The sequence below is a fragment of the Paenarthrobacter sp. NPDC089714 genome (genome assembly GCF_044748905.1).
GTDB lineage: Bacteria > Actinomycetota > Actinomycetes > Actinomycetales > Micrococcaceae > Arthrobacter.
In genome coordinates this window covers 15,835-27,748 of the sequence record NZ_JBIVGX010000021.1, presented here as the reverse complement: position 1 = coordinate 27,748, position 11,914 = coordinate 15,835, and the positions used below count along the sequence as shown (strand labels likewise).

General features: G+C 64.3%; 11 protein-coding genes. 4 read left to right on the top strand and 7 right to left on the bottom strand.

The window, feature by feature from the left end:
• Nucleotides 1–49: 49 nt before the first annotated feature.
• The 3 genes from topA to ACIPY3_RS21850 all read right to left on the bottom strand — a co-directional run bounded on the left by topA (nt 50) and on the right by ACIPY3_RS21850 (nt 5,281).
• A complete protein-coding gene (topA, locus tag ACIPY3_RS21860) occupies nt 50–2,773 on the bottom strand; it encodes a type I DNA topoisomerase (protein ID WP_400337397.1) in 2,724 nt (907 codons plus the stop codon).
• A 112-nt stretch (nt 2,774–2,885) separates the two neighbouring features.
• A complete protein-coding gene (locus ACIPY3_RS21855; protein ID WP_400337395.1) occupies nt 2,886–3,596 on the bottom strand; it encodes an ArsR/SmtB family transcription factor in 711 nt (236 codons plus the stop codon).
• Nucleotides 3,593–5,281: a methyltransferase gene (locus tag ACIPY3_RS21850; RefSeq protein WP_400337393.1), complete on the bottom strand. Its 1,689-nt coding sequence runs from the start codon at nt 5,279–5,281 to the stop codon at nt 3,593–3,595. The genes ACIPY3_RS21855 and ACIPY3_RS21850 overlap by 4 nt, the downstream gene beginning before the upstream one ends.
• Before the next feature lie 92 nt (nt 5,282–5,373).
• Between ACIPY3_RS21850 and ACIPY3_RS21845 the strand changes: the two genes are divergently transcribed.
• Nucleotides 5,374–5,817: a hypothetical protein gene (locus tag ACIPY3_RS21845; protein WP_400337391.1), complete on the top strand. Its 444-nt coding sequence runs from the start codon at nt 5,374–5,376 to the stop codon at nt 5,815–5,817.
• Between the two features lie 52 nt (nt 5,818–5,869).
• Complete coding sequence (locus ACIPY3_RS21840; RefSeq protein ID WP_400337389.1) at nt 5,870–6,403, top strand: hypothetical protein; 534 nt, start codon at nt 5,870–5,872, stop codon at nt 6,401–6,403.
• Nucleotides 6,404–6,412: 9 nt separating this feature from the next.
• Here the strand turns inward: ACIPY3_RS21840 and ACIPY3_RS21835 are convergent, their stop codons facing one another.
• A complete protein-coding gene (locus tag ACIPY3_RS21835; protein WP_400337387.1) occupies nt 6,413–7,309 on the bottom strand; it encodes a rhodanese-related sulfurtransferase in 897 nt (298 codons plus the stop codon).
• Between the two features lie 116 nt (nt 7,310–7,425).
• Between ACIPY3_RS21835 and ACIPY3_RS21830 the strand changes: the two genes are divergently transcribed.
• Nucleotides 7,426–8,121, top strand: a complete 696-nt coding sequence (locus ACIPY3_RS21830) for a GNAT family N-acetyltransferase (protein ID WP_397325638.1) — start codon at nt 7,426–7,428, stop codon at nt 8,119–8,121.
• 104 nt (nt 8,122–8,225) lie between these two features.
• Entirely contained in the window at nt 8,226–10,550 is a 2,325-nt protein-coding gene (locus tag ACIPY3_RS21825) for a DEAD/DEAH box helicase (protein ID WP_400337434.1), read from the top strand.
• A 16-nt stretch (nt 10,551–10,566) separates the two neighbouring features.
• Here the strand turns inward: ACIPY3_RS21825 and ACIPY3_RS21820 are convergent, their stop codons facing one another.
• From ACIPY3_RS21820 to ACIPY3_RS21810, 3 genes are all read right to left on the bottom strand, one after another.
• Nucleotides 10,567–10,938 (bottom strand): Rv3654c family TadE-like protein, encoded by a 372-nt coding sequence (locus ACIPY3_RS21820; protein ID WP_400337384.1) that lies wholly within the window; start codon nt 10,936–10,938, stop codon nt 10,567–10,569.
• A complete protein-coding gene (locus tag ACIPY3_RS21815) occupies nt 10,931–11,314 on the bottom strand; it encodes a TadE family type IV pilus minor pilin (RefSeq protein ID WP_400337382.1) in 384 nt (127 codons plus the stop codon). The genes ACIPY3_RS21820 and ACIPY3_RS21815 overlap by 8 nt, the downstream gene beginning before the upstream one ends.
• An 89-nt stretch (nt 11,315–11,403) precedes the next feature.
• Nucleotides 11,404–11,838, bottom strand: coding sequence for a DUF4244 domain-containing protein (locus ACIPY3_RS21810; protein WP_400337380.1), 435 nt, complete (start codon nt 11,836–11,838; stop codon nt 11,404–11,406).
• Between the last annotated feature and the right edge of the window lie 76 nt (nt 11,839–11,914).

Genomic DNA, 11,914 nt, shown 5'->3' with positions numbered 1-11,914 from the left:
CTGCCGGGACGCAATTCGCGGTACGTCACGGCAGGCAGATGTAGCCGGGTTACTTCTTTGCCGCAGCCTTTCGCGCGGGAGCTTTCCGGGTGGCGGTCCGCTTAACCGGTCCCTTGGCGCGCTTTTCAGCCAGGAGCTCAATGGCCCGTTCCCTGGTGAGCTCTTCGAGGGACGTGGACCGCGGCACCGTAATGTTGGTGACGCCATCGGTGATGTAGGGGCCAAAGCGGCCTTCCTTCACCACGATGTTCTTCTCGGAGACCGGGTCCGGACCGAACTCAGCCAGCGGCGGCACGGCAGCACGCGCGCCCCGCTGCTTGGGCTGGGAGTAGATTTCCAAGGCCTGTTCCAGCGTGATGGTGAAGATTTCCTCTTCGGAGCCGATGGAACGCGAATCCGTGCCCTTCTTCAAGTACGGACCGAAGCGGCCGTTCTGCACCGTGATGGGGTTCCCCTCGGCGTCCTCGCCCAGGACACGGGGAAGGCTCATGAGCTGCAGGGCCTCGTCCAGGGTGACAGTGTCAACCGTCATGGACTTGAAAAGCGAACCCGTGCGCGGTTTTGCCTTCACGGGCTTCTTCGGTGGCTTGGGCTTGCCGTTCTTGTAGTACTCCACCGGCAGGTTGGCCAGTTGTTCCTCGGTCAGCTCAGGGATGATCTCGGTGACGTATGCTCCGTAGCGGCCGTTCTTGGCCACCACCGTGTGACCGGTGTGCGGGTCGGCGCCAAGGACGCGTTCCTCCGGCGCGGCAGTTTCCATGAGCTCGATGGCCTTGGCAGCCGTCAGCTCGTCGGGAGCAAGTTCCTCCGGAACGTTGGCGCGGGCAGACTCAACAACCTCGCCGGTTTTCTGGTCCACCGTTGGAATGGTGCTCTCCAGGTACGGACCGAACTTGCCCACGCGCAGCATGATGCCGTCGGCGATCGGCACGGAGTTGATCTCGCGGGCGTCGATCTCACCCAGGTTGTTCACGATGCTCAACAACCCGGGATCAGCGTCTTCACCGTAATAGAAGTGCTTGAGCCACGCGGCGCCAATGGCTTGGCCGTTGGCGATCTTGTCCAGGTCGCCTTCCATGTCAGCAGTGAACTCGTAGTCGACGTAGTCCGTGAAGTGCTGCTCCAACAGGCGGATCACGGAAAATGCAATCCAGCTGGGGACCAGGGCCGAGCCTTGCTTCCGCACATAGCCACGGTCCTGGATGGTGGAAATGGTGGACGCGTACGTGGACGGGCGGCCGATGCCCTTCTTTTCCAGTTCAGCCGTGAGCGAGGCTTCCGTGTAGCGCGGCGGCGGAGAAGTTTCGTGGCCAACAGCAACAATGTCTGAAGCCGTCAGGGAGTCGTCCTTGGCGACGTTGGGGAGGCGGCGGGCCTCGTCCGAGTCGTCATCTTCGCGGCTGGCGTCTTTGCCTTCCTCGTACGCAGCCAGGAAGCCGGGGAAGGTGATGACCGTACCGGATGCCGAGAACTCAGCGTCCCGGCCATCGGCTGCCACGGCACCCAGGCGGATAGTGGCAGTGGAACCCTTGGCATCGGCCATCTGCGAGGCGACCGTGCGCTTCCAAATGAGCTCGTACAAGCGGAACTCGTCGCCGCTCAGCTGCTGCGCTACCTGGGCAGGGGTCCGGAAAGAGTCTCCTGCGGGACGAATGGCCTCGTGGGCTTCCTGGGCGTTGGCGGCCTTGTTGGCGTAGACGCGCGGACCCTGCGGAACATACTCGGGGCCGTAAAGTTCGGCGGCCTGGCGGCGGGCAGCCGTAACAGCCTCATCGCTCAATGCGGACGAGTCGGTACGCATATAGGTGATGTAACCGTTCTCGTACAAGCGCTGTGCCACCTGCATGGTGCTCTTGGAGGAGAACCGGAGCTTACGGCCGGCTTCCTGCTGCAGCGTGGACGTGGTGAACGGCGCGGCCGGACGCCGGGTGTACGGCTTGGTGTCCACCGAGCGGACGCGGAAATCGGCGTTCTCCAGCCCGGCAGCCAAGGACGTGGCAAGTTCCTCATTGAGGTGCACCACGCTGGACGACGTGAGCTCACCGTTGTCATTGAAGTCGCGCCCCGTGGCCACCTTGGAACCGTCCACGGCGGCGAGCTTGGCTTTGAAGGAACCCGAGTCCGCGCCGAACTGGCCCGTCAGATCCCAGTAGGAGGCTGCACGGAAAGCCATGCGCTCCCGTTCACGATCAACCACCATGCGGGTGACCACGGACTGCACGCGGCCCGCAGAAAGCCCGCGGGCCACCTTCCGCCACAGGACCGGAGAAATTTCGTAGCCGTACAGGCGGTCCAGGATACGGCGCGTTTCCTGGGCATCCACCAAGGCGGTGTCCACGTCGCGGAGGTTGTCCATGGCACGGTGGATGGCTTCCTTGGTGATTTCACCGAAGGTCATGCGGTACACGGGGACTTTGGGCTTCAGGACCTCAAGGAGGTGCCACGCGATGGCTTCGCCTTCGCGGTCCCCATCGGTTGCGAGGTACAGCGCGTCAGCGTCTTTCAGCTGGGCCTTGAGCTCGGCAACCTTTTTCTTCTTGTCCGGCGAGACAACGTAGTAAGGCTTGAAGTCGTTCTCGACATCGACGGCGAACTTGCCGAGGGACGTCTTCTTCAGTTCTGCAGGGAGGTCCGACGGTTGCGGGAGGTCCCGGATATGGCCGATCGAAGCCTCGACGATGAAGCCCTCGCCCAGGTATTTGGCGATGGTCTTACTCTTGGCCGGAGACTCCACGATCACGAGTTTCTTGCCGGTTTTTGCCTTGCTGGGCACGGTGCTCCTACAGAAAAAATGTGTCATTGGGCTGGTGCCCATATTGGCCTAGTTCACCATAAATTGCAGAATTCTGCGTTTTTGGCCGGGAACCCCGGCCGGTTTGGGACGGTTACTGGCCGGGCGCCAGACGGTCGTCCGGGATCATCGACCACAGCGTGGCCACGCGCTCCGCGCCGTCCGGAATCCGGGTGGGATCGTCCAGTTCGTACTCCCTGATGACCTCCCGGATCCTGTCGGAGAGCTCCTTGCGCTGCGGATTGGTCAGGTACAGAAGGTTGCTTGCCAGGACCACCGCCGCCGGTTCCTCCGCGGTGTCTCCCCGCTGCCTCCGTTCACCCCGTGCTTTGGCGAACGCGGAAGCCCTGCGCCGGAAGGCATCCAGCTCCAGGTCGACGACGGCGATCTCGGGGCTTGCCACGCTGCCTCCCGAGATGGTGAAGTCCGTACCGGCGGCCTTCCAGCGACGCTCCCTGGCGTCGCCGGCATTCTCCGCGGGAGCCACGATTCCCCACTTCTGGAGGGCACGGAGGTGGTAGCTCATGGCGCTGGGCGTCAGTCCCGTCCTGGCGGCCAGCTCGGTGGCGGTGTGGCTCACCTGCGTGGCGTAGAGTTCCGAGATGACTTCAAGCCTGGCCGCGTGGGCCAGGGCGCGGATGGCCTTGGGATCGGTGATCTCCACCGTCTTTTCGGCCCTCTTGCGACGCGGAACTCCGCCTTCTGCCTCGGATGCCTCGTTGTTTACACTCACTTCATCAGTGTAATCAGGGTCACTTGCTGGAGGGCTGGTGCTGGTGGCGCGCGGCGTGTAAGCCGCCGTCATGCTGACACCTCATGGCCGGGCAGCTGGCGGCCAGGCACCTCATGGCCGGGCAGCTGGTCGTCCGGGAGCAGGAATCCGTCCCGGACCAGGTTCCGGACGTCGTTGAACAGCCCTTCACGGAACGCATCCGCATCAAAGTCCGCTCCCCCGCCCAGGAGCACCTCAAGTGCGGTGATGATCTGGCCCACGGACAGTTCACCATCGCACGTGGACACGAAGCCGGCCAGTTCCGAACTGAGCAAGTTGGTCCGGCGAAGTCCTGCGCCCTGCCTGAGCAGGATCACGCCAGGGTGCTCGGCTCCCGGGCGCTGGTGCCGTTCCTCCGTGACATCGTCGGCGACAAGCAAGTGGGCCTCCGCGAGGTTGTTGCCGGCAACCCAGTCGGCGCGATCCACGGCAGCTCCGAGGTGCGGACCGATCGGCTGCTCGATGGGGTAGGTGATTTCCTCGAACCTCCTGAGGACTTCCGCGCCGTCTGAAGGACGCCGCAGCCAGATCATGCCGAAGCCAATGCCTTCAACGTCCCTGGAAGCGAAGTCGTCAAGGTAGGCGGCATATGCATCCTGGTAATGGGCGCGGTCCCTGCCCTCCGAAGCGTCCTGGAGCCACGTCTCGGCATACTGCTCCGGACCCACCTGCTCACGCTGGATGAACCACACGTCCAGGCCTGAGCCTTGGAGCCAGGACGTTGGCCGGTCCTGCCACTCCGAACCCGAGGGAATCTCCCAGTTTCCCAGCATCTGCGCCGTTCCACCCGGTTCCAGAACCGTGGCCAATGAGGTCACCAGCGAGGAGACTATGTCGTCGCCCGGGAGTCCGCCGTCTCGATACGTGAACTGATCGGCAGCAGACTCTCCGCTGCTCCGCGGAGTGATCACGAACGGGGGGTTCGACACCACCAGTCCAAACTTTTCCCCTGCAACCGGCTCCAGCAAAGAGCCCAGCCTGAGGCTCACGCGGGCTTCCAGGTTTCCTGGATCCAACCCGAGTTCGGAAGCATTGAGAAGAAGATTGAACCTGGTGAAAGCAAGGGCACGTTCGGAGATGTCCGTGGCAGTCACGTGCTCACAATGATGCAACAGGTGGAAAGTCTGGATTCCACACCCGGTGCCCACATCCAGGGCCCGCGCGGTGTGGTGGCGGATGGTGGTTTGAACGAGCGTGGTGGACGCCTGGCCTATCCCGAGAACGTGATCATGCCTCAGGACACCCGGCTGCTGGTGGGCAGCGAGGTCGCTGGCCACCCACAGTTCCGCTCCCCCGGTTCCATCCGCGTTGGCGTCCCAGCCATAAGGCCGCAGATCCGCCTTCGCAGACACGACTTCACCTTCAAGAGTCACCAGCCCGAGCTCGGCGAGACCAGCCGCCCCCACATCCGGCAGCGCAGCGTCCACGTCTCTGGCCGTCTGCGGAACCGCGAGGAGCCACAGCCGGACGATCACCGACAAGGCCGACGCTCCTGGTTGCCCTGCCCCCGTGTGCCGTTCAGTGACCAGGAGTGCCGGAATGAGTTGGTCCCTGCCGAGTGCCTCATAAGCGGATTCGCCAAGGAAATCCGCGACGCCATCCACTGTGTACCGGATGGCGCGAAGGTTGGCTGCCAACGCCGCGAGAAGGCCGGGACGGTCGCTGCGGGGAGCGTCGGCAGTGGCACCGGAAGTAAAAGCTGTTGGGGTTTGGTTCACCCAGCAAGTCTATTGGCGCTGTTTCAGCCTGGTCTCCGGACAGGATGGCCTATGTGGAAAAGCCGGGCCCCGGAACCCGGTAGCGTTGAATCATGCTCATTTTCTCCTCCGCACGGCGCCCTGCCGGTCTTGTTGCCGTCGCTGCGGCAACGCTGTTGGCTCCCACGGCATGCCAGCAGCCAGTGGACATCGCCCACGCAGACGTTCCCGCCTGGAAGAAGGATGCGCTGCCTGCTGCTGCCGGCGTGGTCCTGGAGGACTCCGGAAAGATCCTGAACCGTGATCCGATTGTCAAGGACTCGCCCAGCGTGCCCGCCGGAACCTATACGCTCACCATGGCGTGCGATGGCGGTGGCAAGGCTTTCTTCGCCGTCAGCACCGGCGGAAAGCAGATTGCAGACGCGGGCGCCGCCTGCAACGGAAGCCGCGAAGTGGCCAAGATCAAGGTCCCGGCCGCAGCGGACCTCAGCATCTCGGCCAGCAGCGTCGATGCACCCTTGATCTTTGCTTACCAAGTGGTTCCGGCAGCGGGCTAAATCCCGCATCCGCCCTCTATGGCGGCCTAGCCCGCAAGCGTAAAGTCAGAACATGGGCGGCGCGTTGGCTGGCTCGGTGACGTCGCGACGGCTGGCGAGTGCCGCCGTCGTACTGTTGTTTGGCCTGGGCGGCACCCTGACGGGCTGCGAGTACACCTATGACGACCGAGGTACTCCGCAGGCCACACCCACGGCGCCGGCGGGCAGCAACGTGGTGCTCCCTCCCGATCCGTCCCTGCAGCAGACTGTCACCGGTGACGCCTTGGAGGAATGGGCCAAGTCGGCGCTGCCGGAATCGCAAGGGAGGTCCTTCTACTCAAGCAGCGGCTACCTGAGTCCCGGCGAATCCAAGACCGAACAGACCGTCCAATTGCCCGGCGGCACGTATGCCGTCACCTTGGCATGCCGGGGCACGAGGCGGGTCACCTTCACCGTCCGGATGGGCGAATCCGATCTGGTGGACCTGACACTGGGGTGCACCAACGCCCGCGTCAGCGTGGTCCAACTGGACAAGGACGCCATCCTGGACATCACGGTAGGCGCCAGGTCCGATGCGAACTTCGCCTACCGGGTCAGCCGGCTCTGACTCCGGCGCTCAGGCCGCCTCGCAACCCCCGGGGCACCGCAGCGTTGCCGGGTCCGAGGCGCATTCCGCGCAGTAAAGCGTGAGCGTCCGGCAACTCGGGTTGGAGCAGTTCTCGAATTTGTTGGTTGGGGAGGCACACCGGACGCACTCCCCGATGGTCTTGGCGTCGTCGCTGAACTCCACGTGCATGCGTTTGTCGAACACATACAGCGAGCCTTCCCAGAGGCCCTGGTCCTTGAACGTCTCGCCGTAGCGGACAATGCCGCCATCCAACTGGTAGACCTCCTTGAAGCCCCGGTTGACCATGAGGCTGGAAAGGACTTCGCAGCGGATACCACCGGTGCAGTACGTGACTACCGGCTTGTCTTTGAGGGCGTCGTACTTGCCGGAGTCCAACTCCTTGATGAAGTCGTGCGTGGTGGCGACGTCCGGCACGATTGCGTCCTTGAACTTTCCGATCTGGGCCTCGAAGGCGTTGCGCCCGTCGAAGAACACAACGTCCTCGCCGTCGGCCTTCTTGGCGTCCAGCAAGGTGTGCAGTTCCTCGGGCTGCAGGTGCTTGCCGCCGCCCACCACGCCGTGCTCGTCCACCTTCAGCTCGCCGGGCGCACCGAAGGACACAATCTCATCGCGGACCTTGACGCTGAGGCGCGGGAAATCGTCGGCGCCGCCCTCCGACCATTTGACGTCGATGCCGTGGAAGCCCTTGTACTCCCGGGTGGTCTTGACGTACTGCTTCATGTTGTTCAGCTCGCCGCCCACCGTGGCATTGATGCCATCCTTGGAGATGAGGATCCTGCCCGTGAGGCCCAGCTTCTCGCACAGGGCACGCTGCCAGAGACGCACCGCGTCAGGATCGGCGATCGGAGTAAAGCCATAGAAAAGCACAATTCGGTTCAAAGCCACCGTTAAAGGGTACTTGGTGCACTAGAATCGCGCGCTGACGTCACAATTTCATAAGCACGGAATGCTGGGGCCTGCGTGCTCTGTTGCTTCCAGGAGCCCTGGCATAGTCTCTCTACATGAGTCCAGACGCCTTGGTTGAAGACATCGCGCACCTCTTGGAAGTCTGGGTAGCCGGCTGGTCCGGTTGCCGGGGCTATGAATCGCGTCAAGAGGGACGTTTCCCCGCCGCACTCCGCGCCGACAAGACCGGTGACTGGGAGTATTTCGCCCACGATCCTTCCGACGAAGAATTCGCCACCCTTGCCGCCAAGACGTCCGAGGCCGACACCCGTATCCTGACGGTCCTCACCAACGACGTCCAACGGTACAAGTACCTCGCCGAACAGCACGGCCTCACCGTCAATTCGGCCTCCCAAACCATGATGATCGTGGACATGGAAACCCAGGATGCCGAGGATCCCTGGCTTCCTGACGACGATCTGGAATTGGCAACCTCCGAGTCCAACGGCGTGCACTACGCCGTGGTCCATTCCGGTGAGCAGGTTGCCGCCAGCGGCCGGGTCTACGTGGTCAACGGAACCGCGGTATTCGACAAGATCGTTACCGAGCCTGCTTTCCAGCGCAGGGGCCTCGGCAGCTTCATCATGAAGGCCCTGGCCGCCCAGGCCTTCGCCCACGACGTCCAAAACGGACTCTTGCTCGCCTCACTGGACGGGCAAAAGCTGTACTCCCACCTGGGTTGGGACGTGGTGTGCCATGTCCTCATGATGTCCGTCGGCAGCACAGGCGGTTCCGACTTGTCCGCAGCCTGACAGCGCGCCTTCCGTAGCGCGAACGACGGCGGTCCCCTCCCGGGGGCCGCCACGTCCGGTTTGCACCGGAATGACAGAATGATTTGGTGGCTGCACCAAACTCGATGATTTCCTTGCTGGGCCGGACCCCGGACCCCGAACAACTGCGCCACGTCCACACCATTCCTGCGCGCAAAGCCGTCAACGAGCCTTGGCCTCACTGGGTGCACCCGGACATCGTGGCGGCGTACCAGGGGCTGGGCATCCAGGAGCCCTACCGGCACCAGGTCCAGGCGGCCGGCCTCGCCCATGACGGCCAGCACGTGGTGATCGCCACGGGAACGGCCTCCGGCAAATCCCTTGCTTACCAGTTGCCTGCCCTGGACGCCATCCATCGCTCGGAACTGCGTGTGCTGTCCGAGCCCGGAAAGATCCACGACGACGGCGCGGTGACCCTGTACCTGTCCCCCACCAAGGCCCTGGCCGCGGATCAGCTCGCCGCCATCCGCGCACTGAAACTGCCCACCGTTAGGGCCGAAACCTACGACGGCGACACCGATATATCGGCCAGGCGCTGGATCCGTGACCACGCCAATTTCATCCTGGCGAACCCGGACATGCTCCACTTCGGGATCCTGCCCAACCATGCTTGGTGGGCCAAATTCTTCCGGCGGCTCCGCTACGTGATCGTCGACGAAGCCCACAGCTACCGCGGCGTGTTCGGTTCCCATGTTGCCAACCTGATGCGCAGGCTGCGCCGGATCTGCGCCTACTACGGCGCCGGCTCCTCCTTCCCCGAGCCTGTCTTCATCGCGGCGTCCGCCACGGCCTCCGATCCGGGAGTATCGTTCGGCCGGCTGATCGGTGCTCCGGCCAGGGAGATTTCCGAAGACTGTTCGCCCCACGGGTCCACGACTGTAGCGTTCTGGGAACCGGCCCTCACCGACCTCAAGGGCGAGAACGGTGCCAAGCAGCGCAGGACGGCCGTGGCCGAGACCGCCGACATCCTGGCCAACCTGGTGTCCTCGAGGGTCCGGACCATCGCTTTCATCAAGTCCCGGCGCGGCGCGGAATCCATCGCGTCCATCACCAAACGGTTGCTGGACGACGTTGATCCCTCCCTGCCCGGCCGCGTTGCCGCCTACCGCTCGGGTTACCTGCCCGAGGAGCGGCGGGCCCTGGAACAGGCCTTGCGCTCCGGACAGTTGCTGGGCGTCTCGAGTACGTCCGCTTTGGAACTGGGCATCGACATCTCCGGGCTGGACGCCGTTTTGGTTGCCGGCTGGCCCGGAACGCGGGCATCGCTGTTCCAACAGATCGGCCGGGCGGGCCGTGCCGGGCAGGACGCCATCGCTGCCTTCGTGGCCAGCGACGATCCGTTGGACACCTATCTGGTGAACCACCCACAGGCGATCTTCGACGTATCTGTCGAGGCGACGGTCTTCGACCCCGGCAACCCGTACGTCCTGGGACCGCATTTGTGCGCCGCAGCCGCCGAGTTGCCCATCGGCCCCGCCGAACTTGAGCTCTTTGGCAGCACCGCGGAAGGCCTCCTTGACCGGCTCGTGGCGCAGGGATACCTCCGCAAACGGCCGGCGGGATGGTTCTGGACCCATTCGGAAAGTGCCGCCGGCATGGTGAATCTCAGGGCAGACGGCGGTGGCCCCGTCAGCATCGTGGATGCGGACACGGGATCCCTCCTGGGCACCATGGACTCCCCCCAAACGCATTACCAAGCGCATACGGGGGCCATCTACGTGCATCAGGGTGAAAGTTACCTGGTGGAGGAGCTCAACGAGCGCGACCACTGCGTTATGGTCCGGCGCGTGAACCCGGACTTCTACACCACCGCGCGCGACGTCACCCAGATCGAGGTACTGGAAACCTCCCGCTCGGTCCAATGGGGCGACATCACGGTGCATTTTGGCGATGTCAGAGTAACAACCCAAGTGGTCTCCTTCCAGCGCAAGGCCTTGATTTCCAATGAAATCCTCGGTGAAGAACCCCTGGACCTCGGAGCCAGGGACCTCTTCACCAAGGCGGTGTGGTTTGTGGTGGACAACCGTTCGCTGCATGGTGCCGGATTGGTAGAGGCACAGTTCCCGGGCGCACTGCATGCTGCCGAGCACGCCGCGATCGGGCTCCTGCCGTTGGTGGCCTCCAGCGACCGCTGGGACATTGGCGGGGTGTCCACCGCGCTTCACGCAGATACGGGCGTTCCAACGATCTTTGTCTACGACGGGCACCCTGGTGGCGCCGGCTTCGCGGAACGAGGTTTCGAGAAAGCCAAGGTGTGGCTCACCGCCACGCGACAAGCCATTGATGCCTGCGAATGCGATGCCGGCTGCCCGTCCTGTGTCCAGTCACCCAAATGCGGAAACAAGAACAACCCCTTGGACAAGGCAGCCGCCATCACGCTCCTTGATGTCCTGCTGAAAAACGCCGTCTGACGCTGCTGGGCCGGACTTAGGGTGGAGGGCCCGCCCTGGCCCTGCCCGCGGCGACCCCCAAGGCAAAGGGCTGCGAGAATTCCGTGGCTACCTCAACCGTGTCGCCCGCAAGCACCCGGCACGACGTGATCCGCGCATCGTTCCGGGCTGCTACTCCTTCAGCGACGCTGCACGGCTCACCGGCTACCAGACCCCGGGCGGCATCCGCTGCTGCGAGCGCGGCCAGATCCGCCGCTGTTGCCGCTTTCGATGCCATGACAGCAGCCTGGGACAGTGCCAGGATTCCCGCGAACAGTGCCACCGCAACGGTTACCAGTCCGAGGGCCAGCACCGTCCCGGAACCCCTTTCGGGATCGCGTGCGTTGCATCTTATGGTGCGCTTAACCATCCGCTGGTACCTCCGTACCCGAGGACTCCTGCGGGGTGTCCGCCTTGGCGCTCAAGGTCCAAGGGATCAGTATCCCCAAGGCGCCGCCTACCCGCGCCGAGGCTTCGACGCGTACCCAACCACCATCGCTGGCGATCCCGGTGGCGGCGCCCTCCCCCGCGCTGCGCTGCACGATTCCTGTCACGGTGCTGTTGGACTCGCCCCGGGCCAAGGCACGGGCCCCGGCCCGTGCTGCCTCCTCCAAGCGCAACTGCGTCAGCCCCGCTGCCCCGCCCGCCAGCAGGAACGCCAAGAGCAGGACCACCGCAGGGAGTGCCACAGCGAACTCGGCGGTGACCGCCCCGGCTTGCCTCCCGAAACCGGCGCGAGCTCCCACCGCGCCACCCGTGGCCGACGCCCCATTCGCCCAGGCCTGCCTCCTGCGAGGCGGCCCGGCACTTACAGCTCCCTGGGGTGGCTCATCACTCATGGCAGGGAGAGCGCCGTCCGGATCAGGTTGAGGAGGAAGCCGCGGACCTCGTCGCTCCGAAGGAGGACCACCAGCAGGCCAGCCAGTCCCACGGCTGCGAGGGTGGCAATGGCATACTCTGCGGTGGCCATGCCCGTTTCGCCTCCGGTCAGGTGGTTTCGCAGGCGCAGCTTGCCTTGGCGGTCCGTCGTTATCCTGGCAGTGGAGGTCCCCCGCGATGGCGAGGTGACACCAGGCAGCGCATCCGGGCCGGCCTTAACCCGGGCGGACACGGGGCGCGGCAAGTCTTCGTGGAAGCCTCCGGGGGCCAGATCGGGTCCGGCCCCCATAGGTTCCAGGGCAGGACCGCCTGTGACGGGCCGTTCGCTCAGGGACTGGGAGTTATCCTGCTGGACCCGGTGCTCGGTGAGTGCTGTGGTTGGCGAGTTCACGATGTTTCCTTTCACGAGGGCCGGAGGTTTCTCCGGTGGCTTCGACTCTTCCGGCTGCGCCACCGCGATTGAAGTA

Coding starts and splice junctions, on each gene's coding strand:
- ACIPY3_RS21855 (WP_400337395.1), bottom strand. CDS start 3,596: ATGACGGCGGCTTACACGCCGCGCGCCACCAGCACCAGCCCTCCAGCA.
- ACIPY3_RS21845 (WP_400337391.1), top strand. CDS start 5,374: ATGCTCATTTTCTCCTCCGCACGGCGCCCTGCCGGTCTTGTTGCCGTC.
- ACIPY3_RS21840 (WP_400337389.1), top strand. CDS start 5,870: ATGGGCGGCGCGTTGGCTGGCTCGGTGACGTCGCGACGGCTGGCGAGT.
- ACIPY3_RS21830 (WP_397325638.1), top strand. CDS start 7,426: ATGAGTCCAGACGCCTTGGTTGAAGACATCGCGCACCTCTTGGAAGTC.
- ACIPY3_RS21825 (WP_400337434.1), top strand. CDS start 8,226: ATGATTTCCTTGCTGGGCCGGACCCCGGACCCCGAACAACTGCGCCAC.
- ACIPY3_RS21820 (WP_400337384.1), bottom strand. CDS start 10,938: ATGGTTAAGCGCACCATAAGATGCAACGCACGCGATCCCGAAAGGGGT.